This window comes from Spirosoma utsteinense (genome assembly GCF_014282275.1).
GTDB classification, from domain to species: Bacteria; Bacteroidota; Bacteroidia; order Cytophagales; family Spirosomataceae; genus Spirosoma; species Spirosoma utsteinense.
Map to the genome: position 1 here is coordinate 55,684 of NZ_VFIA01000026.1, position 23,622 is coordinate 79,305.

A 23,622-nucleotide genomic window follows, 5' to 3' on the forward strand; every position below is an offset into this window, starting at 1 on the left:
CTCTTTTACTCGCCAGTCGGCCCCGTATCCCGGTCTCTGTGCATGGCATACCGCATGATCGTTTCCTGCGATGCCTCGTGCCGGGATAGCATCGTCGTTTGTTTCCCCTGCGCCAGCACCATAATCCGATCGCTCATGCCCAGTATTTCGGGCAGTTCGGAGGAGATCATGATGATGGCGACGCCCCGCTGTTGCCACTGGTGTATCAACCGGTAGATCTCCGCCTTCGCCCCGATATCGATGCCCCGCGTGGGTTCGTCGAGGATGAGAATAGCGGGTTGCGCCAGCAGCCGGTTCCCGATCACAACCTTCTGCTGGTTTCCCCCGCTGAGGTAGGTAACCAGCTGGTCGGGCCCGGTGGCTTTCACGTTCAGCTCCCCCATCATGGCGGTAGCTACGTCCCGTTCCTGCTTATCCCGAATGAATGGCCCGCTGGACCACTTCCGCAAACTCGCCAGCGTCAGGTTTTCCCGGACCGACATACCGGGGATGAACCCCCACCCTTTCCGGTCTTCGCTGACATAGCCGATGCCGTGGCCAATGGCATCCTGCGGTGAATGGATGACCACCCGCTTACCCCTGATCCGAATCTCACCCTGGCTGATACGGTCGAGTCCGAAAATGGCACGGGCAATTTCGGTGCGCCCCGCCCCCATCAGTCCGGCAATGCCCAGCACCTCCCCCGCGCGAACCTCGAAGCTTATATCGGCAAACACCCCGCGCCGGCCGAGTCCGTCGACCGACAGCATGACCTCACCGGCGGGTACACCGTCCGGTACCGGGAACAGGCTGTCGAGTTTCCGGCCTACCATCAGGGCAATCAGCGTATCGATGTCGAGTTCGGCGGCTGGTCTGGTGGCGATGTATTTGCCATCTCTCAGCACGGTTACGGTATCGGCAATGGTGAAAATCTCGTCCATCTTATGGGAGATGTAAATGATGGCCACGCCCTGCCGGGTCAGTTCCCCAATGATCCGGAACAGGGTAGCCACTTCAGCATCGGCCAGCGCCGAGGTGGGCTCGTCCATGATGATGACGCTGGCATTGTTCGAAATGGCTCTGGCGATCTCGACCATCTGCATCTGGGCCACGCTGAGGTATTTCACCGGCATGTCGGGGCGTATGGCAACGCCCATCTGTTCCAGCAGCGCACCCGCTTTTTCGGTGAGCCGACGGTCGTCCAGCCAGCGTAGCAACCCCCCACTCCGTTCCCGTCCGAGAAAAATGTTCTGGGCAACGGTCAGCTCGGGAATCATCAGCATCTCCTGATGGATCATGGAAATACCGCGCTTCAGCACGTCGCCGACATTACCGGTCGTCAGGTCGTTGCCTTCGAACAGAATCTCGCCCGAATCGGGGGTTAGCAGGCCGATCAGGATTTTCATCAGAGTCGACTTACCGGCCCCGTTTTCGCCCATGAGCGCATGTACCTCTCCTTTCCGGATCGTGAGCTGAACATCATCGAGCGCCTTCACCCCCGAAAAGGTTTTGGTAAGACCACGCACCTGAAGAATAGTATCCGAAGTCATAAAGCGTTTGACTGTATCCTGGCCGGGCTGGACGGGCTGGTGTATCCTGGACGGCCACGTCCGGGCGAGAATAATCTTTTTTCTTCCGTCTGTGGTAGTGCAGGATAAACCCGCATATTCAGCCCGGCCAGGATACAGGTAAGCGCCGTAGCTGCGACATGCTTGATAGACATATCACCCCTACGGCGCTATACTCAAATCGAAAACGTTCTGATAGCTTCTATCAACTACACCAGCTCTGTTTTGAAACCGGCGAACGATTCGACGCCGGTTTCTTTCCAGCTCCGGGTAGCGGCCGATTCCAGCACGGCCTCACAGACTTTTTGGGTCTCCAGGGCGTCCTGGAACGTTGGCGAACAGGGCTCGCCTGTCTCCAGGCTCTTCATAAAGTCGGCGACCTGGTGCGTAAACGTGTGCTCATAGCCAATGCTCGTCCCCGGAATCCACCACCGGTTCATGTACGGCTGATCGCCATCGGAGATGTGGATAGACCGCCAGCCCCGCACCACCGAATCGTCGGCATGGTCGAAGTACTCCAGGCGGTTCATATCGTGCAGGTCCCACCGAATAGACGCATGTTCGCCGTTGATCTCGAAGGTGTACAACGCCTTATGACCCCGGGCGTAGCGGGTGGCTTCGAACAGCCCCAGCGAGCCATTACCGAAATGGCAGTGGAACAAACAGGCATCATCGATACCCACTTTCTGTACCTTCCCCGTCAGCTGGTGAACACGCTCTTTGATAAACGTCTCGGTCATGGCCGATACGTCGGTGATGCTGCCATTCAGCCACATGGCCGTGTCAATGCAGTGGGCCAGCAGATCGCCCGTCACACCCGACCCGGCCGCGTCGGCGTCCAGCCGCCAGAGCGCAGTACCGCCCTGCGGCAGATCGGCGCTGATGGTCCAGTCCTGGAGGAAGTTGGCGCGGTAGTGAAATATCTTACCGAGTTTCCCCGAATCAACGATCTGCTTGGCCAGCGTAACGGCGGGTACCCGGCGGTAATTGTACCAGACGGTATTGGCAACGCCCGCTTTCTCGATGGCCTCCACCATTTCCTTACCCTCCGCTACGGTGCGGGCGAGGGGTTTCTCGCACAGGATCATTTTACCTGCTTCGGCAGCCGCAATGGCAATGACCGCGTGGGTGTCGTTGGGCGTACAGATGTCGACAGCATCAATGTCGTCGCGGGCGATGATAGCGCGCCAGTCGGTCTCGAATGATTCGTAGCCCCACTGTTCCGCAAACGCTTTTACCTTTTCGGCATCGCGCGAGCAAACTGCTTTCAATACCGGTGTGTATTCCAGTTCCGGGAAGAAATGCGGAACCTGGTTATAGCCATTGGAGTGGATGCGGCCCATCAGACCGGTTCCGATCAGACCAATCCGTACCTCTTTTTTTGTTGCCATGGTCGGGTTTCTTTTTTGGAGTGAACGTATGGATCAGGCTTCGTACCAGCCGTGCTGCTGACGGACTTTTATCATCGTAGCCAGGATATCATTCCAAGTCTGCTGACTGGTCATGACACTGTTGGGGAACATGCAGCCATCCCAGCAAATGTGCCGGAATGCTTTGGTGAGCACCCCGTTTTCGTCGCGAAGCCAGTAACCAGCATCGTGAACGACGTCCAGCTTCCCGTTGGGGTCCAGCGCCTGGCAGTGGCGACCGGTCTTGTCGTGCGATCCCGATCCGAAAACGGTCCCGTCGTTCTGGGCCACGTGGAAATCGATCGTCCAGGGACGTAAGGCGTTGGTTAAGGTTACGAGGGCATCTTCCAGCGTTTTCCGGTCACTCCAGTCATAGTCGGCGGGCAGGATACGGTCCTGTTCGCGGTTGTAGCCCATGGTGTAGAGCAACGTATGCGCCATGTCGGCCTGAAAACCCATGTTTGGCCGGTCGACAGCTTCCAGCGTTTCAAGCATGGTTTTCCAGCTGTGCATACCGCCCCAGCAGATTTCGCCTTCAGCCGCCAGCTTCTCACCGAAGTCGGCCGCTACGTCGCAGGCTTCCTGGAAGGTCTGGGCAATCAATTTGCTGTTACCTGTCGGATCAGCATCCCAGTCGTGGGGACTACTGGCCGAGTCGATCCGAACCACACCACTGGGCCGAATGCCGAGTTCGGTCAGTTTCTGTCCGATATGGCAGGATTTACGAACCATCTCAACAAAACTGGCCCGCTCCTCTTTACTACCCATAGCTGGGCCGCCCCAGATAGGGGCTACCAGCGAGCCGATTTTCAGGTTATAGCCACCAACCTTGTCAGCCAACTTTTTTATCTCGTCATCCGATATATTGACATCGATATGCTCGAACAGCGCCAGATCGACACCATCGAATTTTACCCCGTCGACCTCCGCCCCGGCTGTCATTTCCAGCATGGTGTCGAAGCCTACGACGGGTTCGGAGTCAGGGCCTTTTCCCACCACACCCGGCCACATGGCATTGTGAAGTTTTGGATAGTTATTTTCGTTCATGAGGGTTGGTTTAAGATGTTTTAGAATTGTTACACAGAGATACGCGGAGAGATAAATTAAACGCGAACTATGGATGATTTCAAAAGTAAACTAGGCGCGTTTTTTGCCATCCCGCTTTTTTGTCGCTCCGCGTTTTTGTCATCCTGCGTTTTTGTCATGGCACCGGCCACCCGGCCCGACCAAAGGAGGGATCTTCGGACAAGACGAAGTGCTCCAACTTACCGAAGATCCCTCCTTGCGTCGGGCCGGGTGGCCGGTGCCATGACAAAAACGCAGGATGACAAAAAAACATAACAAATTGAACTTCAAATACTTAGCTGGAAACCTATCCATTAGTTAGGTTAGATTTATCGCTGCGAATCCCAGTGTAACAATACGTTAAAGTACTAAATCAGGGTTGTTCGGACCAAAGTGTTTCAGCATCACGATCGGGTCGGTGGTCGAGGGATTGACGATGGTAACGCCTTCCAGGGCCGCTTTCTCGCTCACGAAGAATTCGTCGTTCGTCAGTTGGCCGTACCGGATCAGGGCCGGTGTTTCAATGTCCCACACGCCCAGTTTACCGTGGCCCTGCATGACAATGAGCCCGTAGGCCGCACTGTCTTTGATGGTGACCGTAACACCGGGCTGGATGGTTAGCTCCTTGGCGCTGAAGGCTTCGGATTTGTAGCAGACCCAGTTCTCGACGTAGCCATCGGCCTGCATTTCGGCCAGGTCTTTCACGGGTTTGGGGGCCATGAACCGGTTTGCCATCATCTGCGGGTCGACATTCAGGTCCCAGTCGATCGCTTCGAGGAGCTGGTCGAAATCGCCCATCCGATCCTTCGGCGTACCATTCCAGAGGAGTTCCTCGGGAATGATCGCTTCATTGACCAGCGACTGGTACATGGCAAACACGTCGGATGCTTTTTGCGGCTCGTAGGTGCAGAGACTGCCCGGCGCGTGGAGCAGACCAGGCGGCACATCCCAACCGGTGCCGGGTTCCAGCCGGTAGGCCGACGAGTAGTTGGTGATTTTGTTATCGCCCTTGGTGAAGTTGACCAGGCACTCGCGGATTTGCTCCTTCGTCGTGCCGGGGGCTATACCAATGAACGTATAGGGGAAGTCGCCCCCGTGGTTGTTGAGTTGTGGCGGGAAATAATAAGCCTCTGGTTTACCCAATTGCCCGATGAGCGCTGCCTGCTCGTCGTTGTGGTGGAGGTGGTGGGGCAAGGGCCCCATGTTGTCGAAGAACTTCGAATACATAGGCCAGCTCTGGTACTCGTCCCACAAACGATCGCCAATCAGCGCGCCACGTAATTCGTCGACCGCATCCTTGAGCAAAAACTGTGTCTCGCTGTCGCCCTCGTTGAAGACGACGGCGCTCAGTCCTTCGTTTTCGCCGGTCAACGGACCGTTTTTGGCGGGCGTGGTCGATGACAGCCATCGCTCATCGATACCCCCGCGCACCCCGCCCAGCACGTAGTAATCGTCGGGGTGGAGTTTGATCCGGCGGCCCGGTACGCAGAACGACCGGGGTACCCAGGTGGGTGCCAGCCGCAGGATTCCACGCCCCTGTTCCAGTGCTTTTTCGGCCAGACTTACCATTGAGGTTGTTTCCATGAAGAGTTAGAATTAAAGAGTTTACGCTGAAAAGGTCAAGAATTGGTTGATGGGTTCGTCGGTCGTCAACACGTCGAGTGCTACGTCGTAGGTCCGGCGCTCGCCCGGTTGCAGCATGATAAGCGTCTGCTGTTCGCGGGCTTTGGCCTGACCAATGGGCGGGTGGGTTCCCGGCTCGATACCGGTCACGTACTCGCCCCTGCCCCAGTGCTGCCAGTTGGTTAGCCAGGGCAGCTGCTCTTTCTGAAACCGGAGTGCCACCGCCAGGCCAAGCCGGGCGTTGTACAGGCCCGCCGAACATTGCCCGCTTTGATCGGGCGATGCGTCGATGAAAGCCACCGCTTCGCCCGTACCGCTGTGCTGTTCCAATGGGGCCGGACAAGTTTTAAAATCATAGCCTTCGCGGAAGATATCGCCATTCATACCACCTTCCCGCGCTTGCCAGCCGCCCTGCCAGATGAGTTGGGTGCCTTCATCGACCAGCGGCCAGCCAAAATTAAAATGATACAGAAGCATGTGGGGAGCCGGGGTGTTGGCCCGGTTAACGACCTCGTCATGAATCCGGATCGTGGGCTGGCCGAGTGTGGCCGAAATGGTTCGTTTCAGTTCCAGGCTGGGCCCAAACACGGTCGTTTCCCGCATCCGGCCGGTAATGCTCATCTCCAGATTTCCCGTTGCCGGGTCAGGCTGGATGATCGATTCGATCTCGGCGGGGATATTTCCGATCAGCCCATGCAGCCCCCGTTCGCCATAGGCATCCTGTTCGGGTCCGCCTACGTGAGTGAGGCCGCAGGTGGTCAGTAATCCACCGTTGAAGGTTCGGAGCCAGTTGACGCCCTGATCCGGAAAAGCCTGGGGCGGGGTAATACCGGAATGGCTCAGCCAGGCCAGGCTATGCTGGTTGTAAAAGGCGTCGGCAATGTCCATAGCGCGGTCGATGACCACCTTAAAGCGCAGACCCGTTCCCGTGTTGATCCAGGCAATACGCGTGCCCCGGCCCGGCCCGTTGTCCAATACAGCGGTTTCGATACCGCCAATCTGAGCTGAATTTGATACTTTATCTATCCAGGGTTGTTGCGTCAAGATTCGTTAGTGGTTATTGGTTAGTTACATTGGTACGAGACAAAAAAACAAAGGCCACTACCAGGGGCTCTGCCCACTGGCAGGGCGGGCGGCAACCCTGCCAGTGGGCAGAGCCCCTGGTAGTGGTTTTATAACTTCTGTCGGGCTACCGGGACCGATTCGACCAAAAGCCGGACAAAGTCCCTGGTAGCCATTGGATACCCCGTTGAAAAATTTAACTCCTACAACTGTTTCAGCATCAGGTTGCGGTACTGCACTTTCATGGGTGGCCCCACGTGTACCTGTACACCCAGCATCCCTTTTGCCTTCCCATTCACCGTGTCGTTATCGGTGACGTCACTCATCAACACGCCGTTAATGAAGTGCTGCAAGTGGTTGCCTTTCACGATGAGGTGGAATGTATTCCAGTTCTCGCTTTTGATGAAAGTCTTCAACGAGTCGGAGCTACCCAATGAACCGGTCACCGTCAGGCCCGACCAGGCATTATTTTTCACATTGGCCCGGACCGCTTCCGGCGTGGCGTCGCCCGAATAGGCGGGGATTGTCGTTTTCTGCCCCCGGTAGGCCAGGGTGGTCCGTTTCCGTTCTTCGTAGTTCTGTCCGGTATAGCGGTTTTTCCCGTCGATATCGGCCTGGTAGCCACGCAGGGCAAAGGGCACATCGGTCAGCTGGTCACTGCGGTAGTTGATGCCGGAGTTGCCCGATTCCGTAATAGAGAACTCACCTTTGAACTCAAAGTCAGCTGGTTCGCCCCCTTTCCAGATAATGAACGAGTTTGTTTTCAGCAGCGTGGCGGGCGTAATCTCACCTACCAGACTCCCGTTCTCGACCCGCCAATAGGTAGGGTCACCGTCCCACCCGGTCAGGGTCTTTCCGTCGAATATCTGGACGAAGCCATCTTTGTTCGCTTTGTTCTTCTGCGCTACGCAGGACGTGGTGACACTGGCGGTCATTACGACCGCCAGTGTTAATCCCACCGAAACAAACGTTGAAACTGTTTTACCAATCATGTCTAGTTGGGTTACGCCTGATTATTTGCCTTTCGATCCGCCGGCATTGGCTTTGTATACCTCGTTTTCCTGATTGCCGCCCGCTTTCAGGTACGCAATCAGGTCTTTCAGTTCATCGGGGTTCAGGCTGTTTATCAGACCTGGCAACATGATGGACTCGGTGGAGTTTTTCTTCGAAACCACATCTTTCTTCGGAATCTTCCGCAACTGATCGGCCGCAAACGGGTTCTGCGAAATCGAGTAGCTAAGCTTGTCTTCGTTGATCAACCGGCCCAATACTGACTGACCATTTTTGAGGGTGAAGATGGTCGACGCATACTGGTCGGAGACCGTCTTGTTGGGCATGATGATCGCTTCCAGCATGTCTTTGTTGGAGAAGCGCGTACCCAGCTGGGTCAGGTCGGGACCAATATCGCCCCCTTCGCCCCGCATGGAGTGGCAACGGGCGCACAACACGGCTGCGTAGATTTTCTTACCCGTGTCGTAGTTGCGACCAGCCATTCCGCTGTCGACAGCGGCCAGCGCGGCTGCCATCTCCCAGCGTCGGCCCGGCCCTTTGGGAGCGAAATCCGTGGCCAGATCATTACCTGACTTGGACAGCAACTCGCCACCGGAGAGCTTATCGTAGCGGGCCACCTGCTCTTTCGGCACGTGAGCCAGCGCCAGCTTGCGGGCCTTATCGATAAAACCAACGTAACTGCGGCCACCCTGGTACTTGAATGCATTAGCAAACCAGCTGAAGTACTTATCCCGTAGTTCCGGTGTCCAGCCCGTATCCTCGCGGCTCAGCATCACGGCGTAGAAGGTCTGCTGCAGCGGTGGCACTTTTTCGAGCATTTTTGCAATATCCAGTCCATACTGCGGGTTGCGCAGAATCAGGTCTGACGAAGCGGTTGAGGTTTCGAGGCCCAGGTCTTTGCTGCCAGCCTCCTCTTTGATATCCATCAGGGCCAGCGTTTTACTCACGACACCCGGCGCTTCGATCGCGACGAGAACCCGGCTGAGGCCCCGGTTCATCAGCGCCGTTTTAGCCGGATAATGGGGGTTCAGGAACGCAACGACTTTCTCTTTGTCGGCTCCTTCAGGCATACCCATTCGCAGGAAAATTAGCTCAAAAGCCCGGCACAGGTCGAACTGCTGCGACTCAGGCAGCTTGTCGTAGTTGATTTTCACGAGCGCGTTGAGCAGCTGACTTTTCTGAGCCGGGGTTCCCTGACGGGCCAGCGCAATGGCGGCCTGGGTCAGGCGTTGCGGATCGGCTTCGGCAAACACACGGTCCTGCCACTGGGCTACGGGCTGGTGTTCAACGGCAATGCGGGCAGCATACCGTACAAACCGGTCGGGGTGGTTCAGGTTAGGCCAGGCGGCAGCCAGCGCAGCCGGATTGGCTCCCTGGTGATACTGCTCCAGCTGCGTTCTCAGCTGATGCTCTTTCGTCAGCACAGGTGCTTTGGCAACCGGCGTTACTGATTCTGTACCGGTGTACGTAATCCGGTACAGATCCGACTCCAGGCGACGGCCACCCGCCAGGAAATACATGGCGCCATCAGGACCAAACATACCATCGGTCAATGGCAGTGGTGAACCTGAAATAAACTCTTCCCGCTCCCCTTCATAGGTTGAGCCTTTGGGTTTCAGACGAATCGAGTAGATGATGCCAAAGCTCCAGTCAAAGGCAAACAGCGACTGCCGATAGCGCTCCGGGAAACGGGCCTTGTCTCCGTACATCAGGTTCGTTGGCGATCCCTGGCCGATATTCAACAGGGGGGGCAAATTATCCGGGCTACCGGGCAACCACTTGCCATTACCGGTGCGCCAGCCAAATTCAGCACCACTCGTTACGTGGCAAATACGGGTAGGCCGGTACCAGGGGAGGCCAAAATCCCACTCCATATCGGAATCATAGGCAAACATATCGCCCGCTTCATTGAAGGCAATATCAAAGGCATTTCGGAAACCCGCTCCCATGAGTTCCCACCGCTTTCCTTCCGGGTCAATTTTGGCTATCCAGCCACCGGGGGCCATGCGATCATTGGCATGACCACGCGGATCTTTTATCTGCGGGAACAGGTTGTCTTCTTTCCAGTTCGAGGGAAGGCGGTATGCATCCATTTGCGGCACATCCACATGGTTTCCGGCCACAAGGTATATAGACTTCCCATCGGGCGAAAGCTTCATGCTATGCGGCCCATGTTCGCCTTCCTGCCCTTTCAGCTCTTTCAGCAAGGTGATCGTTTCAAACTGATCGTCGCCATTGGTATCCTGAAGGCGGTATAATCCGGTTGGTTTATTGAAATTTTTGTTCACCCGGTTATTGACCATCACGTACAAGCTGTTGAACGCATATAACAAGCCCTGCGCGTAGCCCATACCCACGGTTGTATCGCCCGGCTGAACAATACCTACTTTCAACTTCTCCACTTTAGGCTTTTGCGTGCCCGAACCAACGGGCGGCAACTCCAACCGATACAGAAACCCGTACTGATCGGATGTGATCATACGCCCTTTATCATCGAAGGCCATAGCTACCCAGGAACCCTGCTTTTCATCGGAGGGACTGTACAAATGTTCTGCTTTGAAACCGGGAAGTAATTTCAGCTTATCGACTTTGGGATCGTCAGCTTTCGGCTGTCCCGTATCAACTCCCTGCATACCCACCCAGGAAGTGCCGATCAGGGCGAGTGCCGAGAGCGCCAGTCCAAGTTTAGCCACGTTGACTGTAGAAAACATAGTTACTTACGATAAATGGTTTACTGAATACGCTTGAATTAAAAGCCGATTGGCAACGAATCAGGCCCGAAAACAGGCCATTCTCCGATGCAGGCGGCATTGTCGAGGTCGCCCGGTCGTTTGGTGGATGTATATCCGGGAAAGCAAATTGATACGGGTTTCTCATAGTGAGTATCGGGAAAAACAGAAACAAACCGGGCAGACCCTATTGTCAACACCCAAACTGCCCGCTAATACAGGGGGAGTGAACAAGTCCATTGGGTGAATACCAATAGCCGTTCACTCCCGCTCTGGACGCATCGAAAAATTAGAAATTAGGCGTTAAGGCAGCCTCAACAGCAGGCAGACCATAATAATCATCCAAAACGGTAAAGGCATTGGGTGGCGGAACCGCTCCGGCAGGGAAATAATACGCGGCCGGATTGGCTTTTACCTTTGCCCCATAGGCACCAATAATCTCCTTCACCCGGCCCGTCCGGGTCAGATCGAACCAGCGTTTGTTTTCAAAGGCCAGTTCAACGCGCCGTTCTTTGAAGATAGCCTCCCGCATGGTGGCCTGAGACGATGCCGTTGTCGCAGCCAGACCCGCGCGTTCCCGTACCCGATTGAGATAAGGCGCAGCCTCACCCGCTTTGCCCTGCTCATTCAACGACTCCGCCAAAAACAGCAGCACTTCGGCGTAGCGGTACACCGGCCAGTTTTGACCTGTATTTTGATTCAGTGAGTGGACCCGGGCGTATTTTTTGATATACGGATATTTTTTGTCGGCCCGCAGACTCCCGCTCAGCGTCACGTACCCAATGGAAATATCTTTCCGTTTATCACCCGCTTCATAGGCCGCAATGAGGTCCGGCGTCGGGATGTTGTTGCTCTCCTGAGACGTAGGCTGCGGGTTCGACGTGCCGGTAATAGGCGCTATCTCAAGGGCCGTAATCGGAGAAGGCAGGAACCGGTAAATCTGGTTGCCGTTATACCCGGCCGAGCCCTCCATGTACTGGATCTCAAAAATAGACTCCCTGTTATTTTTATTCGTGCTGGTAAACGAAAACGCATCGTTGTAATCAGGCATCAGCATATAGCCATCGTTGGTTACAACCGATTTCAGTTGCACTTCGGCCTGCGCCCATTTTTTCTGGGTGACATACAGGTTCGCCAGCAGGGTTTTGGCGGCTCCCGACGTAGCCCGACCCAACTCCTGGGTCGCTCTATTGGGTAAAGCTGTGCTGGCCGCCAGGGCATCTTTCTCGATCTGGGCGTAGATCTCCTCGGTCGTCGACAGCGGCAGGGCCGCATCTTCCCGACCCGTAATAGGTATCAGATGCAGCGGTACTTTACCAAACAACCGCACCAGGTCGAAGTAGGCAAAAGCTCTCAGGAACAGCGCCTGTCCTTTCAGATTATTTTTCAATGCCTCCGAACTGAACGTTATTCCGGTGCCGTCGATAAGCGACAAAATCTGATTGGCCCGTGCGATGATCACATAATTTAACCGGTACTGTACCAGCACGTTATCGTTTGCCGTAACGCCATTAGCCGTCGGAACGGCAAAATCAGCCACGTTCTCGGTTGGGTCAACTGCCCCATAGAGCGTATTACGGGCATAATAGGTATTGTCGGAGTGCATTTCTTCCAGCACCCACGCCCGCTCGTTATACATCTGCCGGAAGGGTACATACGCCCCGTTGACAGCCTGCTGGAAGTCGGCCTCGCTCTTGAAAAACGTTGCCGAACTCAGCGCTGTTTCAGGAATTACAGTCAGAAAATCTTTGCTGCAACCGGTCAGGGCAAGGCCCAGAAGAAAGGTTGCTATGTATTTACGTTTCATATAGATCAGAATGAGTTTGTAGGTCATTTGCCGGTTACCGTTGCCATTCAGGCTAGTGATCATCGGATGACAACCGATAACCGGCAGATGACGATGAATTAGAAGTTCAGGTTGACGCCGAGGGTGAACGTACGCGGAACGGGGTAATTCGAGAAATCGACACCCTGGCTCAAATTGTCGCCGGGGCCGTCGCCGGCTCCATTTCCGCTGGTCTCCGGATTCGGGCCACCCGTGTATTTCGTGAATATATAGACCTGCTGCGCCGACGCATAAACGCGGGCCGATTTGAAGAGCTTATTGACCGCTCCTATGTTATAGCCCAGGGTTATGTTTTTAATGGTAAAGAACGACGCGTTCGCCAGGAACTGCGTACTGTGCCAGTCGCGCTCGATACCCGTGTAGTTACCGCCGTTGTTGGTTGCCCCAAACTGACCATTTCCCGGGGTTATGATCGTCGATGCCACACCGACACCATTGACCACTGTATTCTGAACGCGGAACCGATCTTTTACCCCTTCAACCATGTTGAATACCGCGTCCAGGTTTGCCGTACTGTATAAGTGGCGTACCCAGAGTTGATTACCGTAAGAGCCGGAACCCGTGATGGAGAAATCGAAGTTGCCGTATTTCAGGTCATTGGTAATGCCGTAGATAAATTTCGGGAACGGGCTTCCAATAATGGCCCGGTCGTCGGCATCGCCCCCATTTGTGATAATACCATCGCCGTTTATGTCTTTGAACTTAATAGTACCAATGGCCGAACGCCCGGGAATAATGGGTGAGGTTCTGAGTTCTTCGGCCGTTTGATAGTAGCCCTCTTTCACCAACCCGTAAAATTGACCGAAGGGCTGACCAACCTGCGTGATGTGGAAACCTGTACCGCCATATACCCGGTCGATACCTGGTGCCAGCGCGACAACCTGATTGCGGTTGAAGGAGATATTGGCGTTGGTTGTCCATTTCAGCTTTCCTATTGCGTTTTTAGTCGTCAGCGAGAACTCATGGCCCCAGAACTTGATCTCACCGATGTTGTCGTTGAAGTTCGTGAAGCCCGACTCCTGCGGTATCTGTACGGCGTAGAGCAGATTCGTCGTCCGTTTCGTATAGAAATCGTAGATGAACTGGATCCGGTCGTTGAACAGGCCCAGGTCGAGTCCCATGTCGAACTGCCGGGTCGTTTCCCAACCCAGATTGGGGTTAGCCAGCGACGTAACAACAGAGCCCGTAGCGACCGTACTGCCAAAAACCGCATTGGTTGTGTTATTGACCAGCGCGTAGGACGTGTAGTTACCGATGTTGTTATTACCGATTATGCCATAGCTGGCCCGAACTTTGGCAAACGAAACAGCCTGTATGGGTTTCAGGAAGTTCTCATCCGTGAGTACCCAGCCCACCGAAGCCGAGGGGAACGTACCATACTGGTTGTTGGCACCGAAGCGAGACGAACCATCCGTCCGAACGGCTGCCGTGAACAGGTACTTGCCTTTGTAATTATAGGTCAGGCGAGACAGGTAGGACGTTAGCGTCCACTGGTTGATATCATTCCTTGTAGCAGATGGGTTACCAGCGCGATCTATGTTAAGCGCACCTTGAATGGTAGGCAACCTATCATCTGAGTACGTGTTGGTACCGATACGACTAAATTCCTGGCGGTACCATTGATTAGTAAAACCAGCCAGCAACTCGAAGTTATGATCGTTAAAACTCCTTGTATATGTTGCTAAATTTTCGTTCAGCCAGGATACGTTTTCCAGATTTTGGCGTATCGAAGAGGCCGTAGTCGGAATCGGCACGTTGATAGCGCTCGTAGCAGTCGACGGGTTGAAGTAGAAGAATTTGGAATTCACATATTCGACGTTCATCGTCGACCGGAGATTTAACCCCGCAATCGGGCGGTATTGCACATACGCATTCGCCAGCAGATTTGTATTCTTGGTCTCATTGGTCAGCTCGCTGGCCGCCCGCACCCAGTTGGGATACTGAAAGATATTGCCAGTGCTGCCGGGAAAGGTATTGAATTTGGTCAGCTGACCCGTGGCATCATAAATAGGCATAACCGGCCAGGTATGCAGGGCGTTGAAGAGAATACCGGTTCCACGGTCGCCATCGGTACGGGGCGTATTGTCGTACACGTACGACGGAGCCAGGTTAAAGCCAACCGTTACCCGATCCGATAGATTATAGTTCGAGTTCATCCGCAGTGAGTACCGCTTGTACTTGTTATTCAGCACGACCCCATCCTGATTGAAGATACCGGCTACCAACGACGTATTGGACTTGGCGGTGTTATTGGAAATACTCAGATTATAGCTCTGGATAGGTGCTTCCCGCAGCACGGCATCATACCAATCGTTGTTTTTCCCTTCGTACTGAGATGGGTTCTGAAACTCAACCGGCACGGGCTGCAACTGGTCTTCGTAGTATTCCTTCTTGAACTGGGCAAACTGAACGGCGTCCAGCATTTTCACCCGACCGCGCATGGGCACCTGCTGAATACCGGCAAACGCGCTGAAACTGATGTTTGTCTGACCGGGCTTTCCTTTTTTGGTCGTGATCAGCACAACCCCGTTAGCGGCCCGCGACCCGTAGAGGGAGGTCGAAGCGGCATCTTTCAAAATCGAAATATCTTCGATCTCATCGGGGTTAAGCTGAGCAATGTTCCCCGTTATCGGAAAGCCATCGATTACGTAAAGCGGATCACTACCCGCCGTGACCGATACCTGCCCCCGGATACGGATGCTGATACCCTGACCCGGTTTGCCGGTAGCCTGGTTGATCTGCACACCCGCCAGACGACCCTGCAACTTCTGCCCTATCTGGGAAACAGGCAGGTCTTTTATTTCCTGCGCACTCACCGTCTGCACCGCTCCGGTTATCTCTTTTTTCAACTGGCTGCCGTACCCGACAACCACAACTTCGTTAAGCGTCTGATCGTCGGGGGCCAGCGTTACGTTCAGGGCTGTTTGCGAACCAACCGTCACTTCCTGACGCAGGTACCCGACAAAGCTGAATACGAGAACCGAATTGGCACTGGGTACCGAAATCCGGAAACTACCTTCGCCATCGGTGGTAGCCCCCTGGGTGGTCCCTTTCACAACGACGCTTACTCCCGGCAATCCGGTACCACGTTCGTCGAGCACTTTACCCGTTATGGCAATATCGGCAGGCTGAGCAATAATAGAAGGTAACCTCAGCTTTTGACCATGAACAGCCAGCAGCTGGCCATTCGCAGATAAGCTCCCATGAAGTGGAGCGGTCCTGGTATCCTGAGCAAAGCTCGGAAAACAGCCTGCTACAGTACCCAGAACTAATAATTGGCAGAGCTTCTTCATATAGTTTCGGAATCGATTAGGGTTTAGATGGCTTAACCGTCCCCAAAAGGGACAACTTAATACCCAAATATTGCCAGATTGTAATCGATCACTTTCCTATACTTACCCAACTTTATTATTATTCGACTATTTATAATGGATTTTCCGGGCTATCGAACGAGAGCTGTTAGGCCCAATACCTGCTAAACACCTCATCGACAAACAGTAAGCGGACATTCCCCAGGCCCGAATGCCAGTAAGGTATCTTTTTACTGACTTCGTTACGGTTTGATAGACTTACGGCGGCTCTGGCGAATCCGGTAACAAAATGAAACTGGACTTAGCTTTCTGCTACCACCCGGCTGAGGCAGTTGGCTGGCTGTAGATCCTGACCAGGCGCATCCCTCCACCCTTTAGCATGAACGTTTTCGGGCCTCAGCCGCCCGGCCTTTTCACACCAGCAGGTCCATAACCGGTTTTCCCAGCCCGTCGGGTGTGGAGTAAAAGGGGCGCTTCTCCACGTCGTAGTGCGTATCCGGTGCAATGCCCAGGGCGTGGTAAATCGTTTGGTGAATGCCCTCGATACGGATCGGATTTTCGATGGTTTTACAGGGACGCTCATCAGCCGTACGGCCATACACAAATCCTTTTTTGATACCACCTCCAAACATGAGTACAGAGCAGCCGTCGGTAAAGTGGCGGTGCATGCCGTAGAACTTCAGGTCAGAAAGGATCTCCGGTTGCTGAACCTGCTCCTGCACTTTGGCACCGGGCCTTCCTTCTACCATCATATCCCGGCTGAACTCACTGGCCAGAATAACGATCGTTCGATCCAGATGCCCCGTTTTATCGAGGTCTTTGATGAGCTGCGCAATCGGGCCATCGATCTGTTTTTTCATATCTTCCAGCCGCGTATGCCCGTTTTCGTGCGTATCCCATCCCTTAAACGGTTCATACTCCGTCGTGACGCTGATAAAGCGGGCACCCTGCTCGGTCAGTCGGCGGGCCAGCAAGCAGCCCAGACCAAACTTACCCGTGTTGTAGATGTCGTAGCTAGCTTTTGGTTCTTTACTCAGATCGAAGGCTTTCGCTTCGGGGGAGTTAAGCAACATATAGGCCTGCTCCATCGACCGTTTGAGCGACTCTTTCTGGTAATCGCTGCCAAATTCACCCATCGGCCCGCTGCTGATCAGATCGTTGTATAGCTGATTTCGGCGCTCGAACCGCCTGGCGTCCATCCCGACCGGCGGACGGACGCTGTCCAGCCCCTGACTGGGGTCAGGAATAAAAAACGGGCCGAATTCATTTCCCAGAAAACCGGCCGTATGAAAGGCCTTGAGTTCTTCGGCTTCGCCTACCGTAAACCGCTGTCCAATGTCGACGAAGGCCGGAATCACCGGGTTCCTGGGTCCCAGTTCTTTGGCAATCCACGATCCGAGGTGCGGAGCGGCCACCGTTTGAGGGGGTTCGTAACAGGTATGCCAGTGGTACTGATGGCGAGAGTGCAGAATATGTCCCATATCGGCAGCCACATACGACCGGATCAGCGTCCCCTTGTCCATGACCTTGCCAATGGACTGGAGCCCATCTGAGAAATGAATGCCATCCAGAACAGTGGGAACGGATTTGAACGTACTCAACACCCGATTTCCTTCCATCCCTTTCTCATAAGGCGTGTAGCGTTTGGGATCGAAGGTTTCTGTATGGGCCATACCGCCCGCCATCCACAGCAGAATCACCGTATCGGCGGTGCCGCTTGTCTGTCCGGGCTTTTGGGCTCGGCTACAACCCGACAACAGGCTCGATACCGGGGCCCCAGCCGCCAGTGCCGCCATCGTAGCCGCACTTGTTTTTTGCAGAAATTCCCGCCTGTTCCAGTTTGGTTTCATGGTAGTAGGTTGATGGTTGCTTTCCCCTTACCCCCGGCCCCTCCCGCAACGGCGGACCGCCCAAGGGAGAGGGGAGCGCACACCGGATGGTTTTCACCCCTCTCCCCAAGGGCGGTCCGCCGTTGCGGGAGGGGCCGGGGGTGAGGGCATACCTTAATAGATCAATTGAAACTCCGGGTGTAGACTTATCGCCCAAACCAGGTCCTGGATGCCTTCGGTGGTGGGCGTTTTACCAACGATCTTCCGGGCGATAGCCAGCTCGTTGGGCTTGGGTGCCCGGCCCAGGGCCTTCCAGTATACGTTCGTCACCAGCCCATCCGACGTTGGGTAGGTCGCTTTCCAGTGCTGCGCTCCGCGTTTCAAAGCCTCGTTGAACTGTATGCCGTTGGTCAGTTCGAGCGCCTGTAGCAGGTTCGCCTGCGACGATCGGCTGGTGCTGACCGTTTCGCGGTTGGGGCGACCCAGTGCGGTCAGGAACGGATCATTCTTCACCAACGACGCCCGGGGGAATGGCATTTCCTTTTTCACTTGTTTCGGAAACTGCTTTTCCACGATCGACGAATCGGCATAGACCGGGCTAAACGCCAGACTAACGGCATCGGTAAACTGCTCGGCCGTGAGCCGACGGCGTACCATACCTTGAAACACAAAATCGGGCGACATAATAAGGTCAGCCTCTTTCAACCCAACCGAAGGCAACTGGTAGGTTTTGGAGGTGAGAATTGTAAACAGTAGCTTCTTGATATCATGGCCGCTGGTGACGAAATCCGACGCCAGCCAATCCAGCAGGTCCTGACTCCAGGGGTCGTTATCCATCATATCGACGGGCTCGATGAGCCCCCGCCCCATAACCTGCGCCCAGATACGGTTCACGACGGTGCGGTAAAGCCGACCATCTTTAGGCTGTACCAGGAAATTGGCCAGTTCGCGGAGCCGCTCGTCGGTGGCCGCTTTCCCATCGATCGTCCCCAGCTTTTCGAAAATGATCCGTGTATCGGCTCGTTTACCGGTTGGTTTGTCGCAGCGATTGATTTCCAGTGTCGTGTCGGCAAATATATTGGCAAAGGCGTAGGCATCGGCCAGCTTCCAGTCGCTGATGAAGCTGTCATGGCAGGACGCGCACTTTAAATTCAGCCCCAGCAGCACCTGCGACACGTTTTGGGCCGCCTGCATCTCGGTCCGCTGGCTCGAATTGATAGTACCCCGCCATTTGATGCCCCTGATAAACCCGGCTGACTCGTTCGTAGGGCTCACCAGCTCCCGGACGAACTGGTTATAGGGCTTGTTGCTTTTGAGCGAGGCATACAGCCAGTTCGTGATATCGAAACGACCACCCGTAATATAGCCCGTACCGGTATAATCATTGCGGAGCGCGTCGTTCCAGAACGTGAGCCAGTGCTGGGCATAGTCGGCATTTCGGCTCAGTAACTCGTTCACCAGCGCTTCCCGTTTATCGGGCCGGGCGTCGGTCATAAAGGCGTTGAGCTGTTCCGGCGATGGCAAGAGCCCAGTCACATCCAGATACACCCGGCGCATATAGGTGCGGTCGTCGACACCATTTTTCCAGGCAATGTTATGCTGCCGGAAATACACATTCACGAAGCGGTCGACGGGATTGGTGATCCCCGCAGGCGCGTTGGGCAGGGCGGGCAGGCGGGGTTCCAGAGCCGCCACCCGATAGATACTTTTCTCGGCACCACTCGGCCAGGGAGCCCCCTGTTTGATCCAGAATTCGAGCAGGGCTATATCATGATCCGTCAGACGCTTGCCTTTGGTGGGCATCGCATCGTCATGCCCGGCCGGGAGTTTGATACGCCGGATCATTTCGCTCTTTTCGGGATGCCCGGCCACCAGAACAACCCCCTCCTCCCCGCCTTTCAGGATAAACTCTTTCTTGTCCAGCCGTAACTTCCCTTTGGTTTTACTGGCTCCGTGGCAGCTATAGCAGTTATGGGCCAGGATAGACCGCACTTCCAGGTTCAGTTCGCTAACCTGCTTATCGCTGAGCGACTGTCCGGCCATAGTGGCGAAAGTAAATTTCTCATTGCTGGCCACGGGGCTGACCAACTCAGTACCGGAAGGCAGCACACTGGTCAGGTAATCGTCACCGTGGGTGAGCATGGCCCCATAGTGCCCCGCCAGACTAACGCCCACGACGGTTACGAACAGCAGACTCCGGTAGACACTCGTCCAGCCGCTACGTAAGGCCAGTGCGGTCAGCATCGCCAATACCGTGGTAGCGAGCCCCGCCCACTGGTGGATGGTTACGGTGTTGCCGCCATAGTCGTCCTGATTGACGAGAAGCAATCCCAGCGAAGCCGCCACCACCGAACTGATCGTCCCAATCCAGACCATAGCCCGGACACCCGCCTGCCACTCACTGGATTTTCGCAACCAGCCGATGGCTTCGAGCAGCAGCGCAATGCAAAGCAGACTAACCGGAAAATGAACGATTAGCGGATGCAACCGGCCCAGAAATTGCCAGAGCCAAAATGATTCGGTCAGTACACTCATTCCATTAGAGCCAGTATATGAACAACCCGTTTCCCTTCCGGAACAATTAGAACCGCTCTGGAAGAACAACGCGTCGTCAGAACGCAGTAATTATCTTATAATCAGTATTGGTTCTTATTCTACTGACTGGGCCCCATCGTCTATCCAGTCATGCATACGCAAGGTTTTACGGGTCGTCGTACCAATTGTTTTGTACCGACCGTCGTCGTGTCCCACCGGCTATCATGTCTCACCGATGAATCGGTGGGTTGGGGCAAACCGGTTCATTTTGCCAACCCACCGATTCATCGGTGGGACACGACGGCACAAAACATGGTTTTATTAACCGTTTTAACGGTTTCAACGCACGAATGCCATCGCTACACCACCATCCACGTTCAGGACGTTGCCCGTCGATTTGCTGAGCAATCCACCCACAAAAGCGAAACAGGCATTGGCAATATCGTCGGGCAGGATGACCTCGTTCAGCAACGTACGTTTGGCATAATAAGCCGGTAGCTCAGCCACCGTGACGCCATAAGCCTTAGCGCGGCCCTCGGCCCAGCCGCCCGCCCAGATGTTGGAGTCCGAAATCACCGCATCCGGGTTGACCGTGTTCACCCGGATATGATCGCCACCCAGTTCGGCCGCATTGAGTCGGCTCAGGTGCAGCTGGGCCGCCTTGGCCGAGCCGTAGCCCGCGTTATTGGGTCCGGCCACCAGCGCGTTTTTGGAGACGATGTTGATAATGTCGCCACCCAGCGCCTGCTGCCGCATGACAGCGACAGCTGCTTTGGTCACCATGAACTGGCCCTTCACAAGAATATCGTACAGCCGGTCCCACTCCTCGATGGAGTGCTCGGCGATGGGTTTCGAGATGCTTATACCCGCGTTGTTGACAATTATGTCGACGCCCCCGAAGGCCAGAGAGGCTTCATCAAGCGCGGCTTCGATACTACCAAAATCCGTTACGTTCAGCAGAGTCGTGGCCACTGCGTCTTTGCCAAACAGCCCGACGAACTCCTCTTTTGCCCCATCGAGCCGCTCGGGGTTGATGTCGTTCAGCACCACGCAGGCCCCTTCCTGGGCAAATTTTTTCGCGATCGCCTTGCCAATCCCCCCCGCGCTACCCGTGATAAGGGCAATCTTACCCGACAGGGGTTTGGGCTTGGGCATCCGTTGCAGTTTGGCTTCTTCGAGCAGCCAGTACTCGATATTGAAAGCCTCCTGGCGGGGCAGCGAGGTATATTCCGATATAGCTTCGGCTCCCTTCATCACGTTGATGGCGTTGATGTAGAACTCAGCCGCCACCCGCGCCGTCTGCTTGTCCTTCGCAAACGTGAACATACCAACCCCCGGCCACAGAATCACGACCGGATTTTTGTCGCGGATGGCAGGCGAGTCCGGGTGTTTGCAGGTATCGTAATATTGCTGGTACATGGCCCGGTAGGCCTCGAAAAGCGGCTCGACAAGATGTTTCACCTGATTTTCCTGCAAAACATCGATATCGGACGGCAAATCGAGAACCAGGGGACTGATCTTGGTGCGCAGGAAGTGATCGGGGCATGACGTACCCATTGGGGCCAGCCTGGGCATATCTTTTGAATTGATAAATTCAAGCACCCGCTCGTCGTCGGTGAAGTGGCCAATCATGCGTTGTTCGCCGGAACATAATCCCCGCAGAATGGGCATGATCTGAGCAGCCTGAATGCGTCGGTTTTCCGGTGGTTCGACCATCCGTTGTATCCCACCAAATATCGGTCTCGTTTTTCCGTAGCTTTCGTCAAGATACCCGGCGCAGCGTTCCACCACATCGAGCGTGTTCACGTAGCTTTCATAGGCCGTATCGCCCCAGGTAAACAGGCCATGCGAGCCCAGCATGATCCCGCGCAGGTTAGGGTTCTCCGTAATGCATTGCTCCAGTTTTAGCCCCAGATCGAAGCCGGGCCGCTGCCAGCCGACCCAGCCGATCTGACCGTCAAACAGTTCCTGCGTAATGCGTTTCCCATCTTTGGCGGCTGCAATAGCGATGGCCGCATCGGGGTGCAGGTGATCGATATGCCGGTAGGGCAAAAAGCCGTGAAGGGGTGTGTCAATAGACGGCGCTTTGGACTTTAAATCGAAGATGCTGTAGTTAAAAAGCTCAACCATCTCGTCTTCGAATTCGAGTCCCCGATACACCTGTTTGAGACTGTGCAGCCGGTTCATATACAGGGCCGCCAGCCCACTGCGGGTTAGTGTGCCAATGTCGCCCCCCGACCCTTTGATCCACATAACCTCGGTAGGCTGTCCCGTTAGCGGGTCGTTGGCCAGAGCCTTGCAGGAGGTGTTGCCGCCCCCGTAGTTGGTCAGCCGCAGGTCGGCACCCAGCAGGTTGGAACGGTAGATGAGCAGAGCCACTTCGCGGTCGGGCTCAGGAAGCTGGTTAAACTGATCGGCTCTGGCATCATCCCAAAGGTAGCTGACATGCCTGAACGACGTAGGGTTTAGGGGCCTGGTTGAGGTATCGGGGAACTCCATAATTAGTATTGTTAGCTAATGGTCTTTACCTGATTCAGGGTGAAACTAGCTAACCCTACCGTTCCATCTTTCCTATACTGTCCTATTTTTTGACCATTTCCCTTAAATTTTTGCATCAATCCAATAACCCATGCTGTATACTATTAAGATCAATGACTATTCGAATACGCCCAAATACCAGCAGATTTATAACTCGATCGTGGAGGGCATCGAAAACCGGGATATTTTGCCGGGCGCCAAGCTGCCATCGATTCACGAAGTATGCGCAGAATTTGACGTAGCCAAGGGCACCGTTGAGCGGGCCTATGAACTGCTCAAAGAGAAGGAAATTATCGAAGCCGTGAAAGGAAAGGGATTTTATATCAACTATACCCGCACCGGCAAAAACCTGAAAATATGTCTGCTCTTCAACAAACTCAGCGCTCACAAAAAAATCATTTACGACTCGTTTGTCGAAGTTCTGGGGCCGGGGGTGGCCATCGATTTTTTCATTTACAACAACGACTTCCGACTTTTCCGGGACCTGATTCAACGGCAGGCACGCAACCATACGCACTATGTAATCATCGGCCATTTCTTCGAGGGGGGCGAAAAGGCCGACGAACTGATCAACAGCCTGCCCAAACATAAACTGGTGATCCTCGATAAGATGCTGGAAGGTATATCGGGAACGTATGCGGCCGTCTTTCAGAACTTCGAGAAAGATCTTTACCAGGCTTTGACCGATGCCTTACCCCTTTTACAGAAATACACGACGATCGGCATCCTGTTTCCCTCGTATACCTACCACCCGAGAGCCATTCTGAAAGGCTTTTATAAGTTCTGCTTTGAATATAACTTCACCGCCCGGGTTATCCAGGACATTGAGCAGGAAGTGATACAACCGCAGCACGCGTATATCAACCTGATGGAAGAGGACCTGGTAGAACTGATCAAGAAGATCAAGATGACGACCTATGTCGTCGGACAGGAAGTGGGTATATTATCCTATAATGAAACCCCCCTGAAGGAGTTTCTGCTGGAAGGTATCACGGTACTGTCGACCGATTTCGCGCAGATGGGTCGCACGGCTGCCCAACTGGTGCTGAATGGTAGTGTCGAACACGTAGAGAATCCGTTCCAGCTGGTCGTACGAAAGTCGCTTTGAGTGCGTCCG

General features: G+C 54.7%; 13 protein-coding genes. 1 reads left to right on the forward strand and 12 read right to left on the reverse strand.

Annotation, left to right across the window (positions count from 1 at the left end; translation table 11 throughout):
• Positions 1-5 precede the first annotated feature (5 nt).
• From FH603_RS19050 to FH603_RS19105, 12 genes are all read right to left on the reverse strand, one after another.
• Positions 6-1,529 (reverse strand): sugar ABC transporter ATP-binding protein, encoded by a 1,524-nt coding sequence (locus tag FH603_RS19050; RefSeq protein ID WP_186739286.1) that lies wholly within the window; start codon positions 1,527-1,529, stop codon positions 6-8.
• 227 nt (positions 1,530-1,756) lie between these two features.
• Positions 1,757-2,938 (reverse strand): Gfo/Idh/MocA family protein, encoded by a 1,182-nt coding sequence (locus tag FH603_RS19055; RefSeq protein ID WP_186739287.1) that lies wholly within the window; start codon positions 2,936-2,938, stop codon positions 1,757-1,759.
• Between the two features lie 33 nt (positions 2,939-2,971).
• Positions 2,972-4,003, reverse strand: coding sequence for a sugar phosphate isomerase/epimerase family protein (locus FH603_RS19060; protein ID WP_186739288.1), 1,032 nt, complete (start codon positions 4,001-4,003; stop codon positions 2,972-2,974).
• A gap of 378 nt (positions 4,004-4,381) precedes the next feature.
• A complete protein-coding gene (locus tag FH603_RS19065) occupies positions 4,382-5,605 on the reverse strand; it encodes a class I mannose-6-phosphate isomerase (RefSeq protein ID WP_186739289.1) in 1,224 nt (407 codons plus the stop codon).
• Between the two features lie 21 nt (positions 5,606-5,626).
• Positions 5,627-6,688 carry an aldose 1-epimerase family protein gene (locus FH603_RS19070; RefSeq protein WP_186739290.1) on the reverse strand — a complete coding sequence of 354 codons (1,062 nt, stop codon included), beginning with the start codon at positions 6,686-6,688 and terminating at the stop codon, positions 5,627-5,629.
• A gap of 221 nt (positions 6,689-6,909) precedes the next feature.
• A complete protein-coding gene (locus FH603_RS19075; RefSeq protein WP_235985465.1) occupies positions 6,910-7,641 on the reverse strand; it encodes a 3-keto-disaccharide hydrolase in 732 nt (243 codons plus the stop codon).
• A 78-nt stretch (positions 7,642-7,719) separates the two neighbouring features.
• A complete protein-coding gene (locus FH603_RS19080; protein WP_186739292.1) occupies positions 7,720-10,428 on the reverse strand; it encodes a c-type cytochrome in 2,709 nt (902 codons plus the stop codon).
• Between the two features lie 307 nt (positions 10,429-10,735).
• Positions 10,736-12,253 carry a RagB/SusD family nutrient uptake outer membrane protein gene (locus tag FH603_RS19085; RefSeq protein ID WP_186739312.1) on the reverse strand — a complete coding sequence of 506 codons (1,518 nt, stop codon included), beginning with the start codon at positions 12,251-12,253 and terminating at the stop codon, positions 10,736-10,738.
• Between the two features lie 98 nt (positions 12,254-12,351).
• Complete coding sequence (locus tag FH603_RS19090) at positions 12,352-15,585, reverse strand: SusC/RagA family TonB-linked outer membrane protein (protein WP_186739293.1); 3,234 nt, start codon at positions 15,583-15,585, stop codon at positions 12,352-12,354.
• A gap of 431 nt (positions 15,586-16,016) precedes the next feature.
• A complete protein-coding gene (locus tag FH603_RS19095; protein WP_186739294.1) occupies positions 16,017-17,453 on the reverse strand; it encodes a DUF1501 domain-containing protein in 1,437 nt (478 codons plus the stop codon).
• A 153-nt stretch (positions 17,454-17,606) separates the two neighbouring features.
• Positions 17,607-19,967, reverse strand: a complete 2,361-nt coding sequence (locus tag FH603_RS19100; protein WP_186739295.1) for a DUF1549 domain-containing protein — start codon at positions 19,965-19,967, stop codon at positions 17,607-17,609.
• Positions 19,968-20,306: 339 nt separating this feature from the next.
• Positions 20,307-22,466: a bifunctional aldolase/short-chain dehydrogenase gene (locus FH603_RS19105; protein ID WP_186739296.1), complete on the reverse strand. Its 2,160-nt coding sequence runs from the start codon at positions 22,464-22,466 to the stop codon at positions 20,307-20,309.
• Positions 22,467-22,596: 130 nt separating this feature from the next.
• Here FH603_RS19105 and FH603_RS19110 point away from each other — a divergent pair, with 130 nt between their 5' ends.
• On the forward strand, positions 22,597-23,613 hold the full coding sequence (locus tag FH603_RS19110; protein WP_186739297.1) for a GntR family transcriptional regulator: 1,017 nt from the start codon (positions 22,597-22,599) through the stop codon (positions 23,611-23,613).
• Positions 23,614-23,622 lie beyond the last annotated feature (9 nt).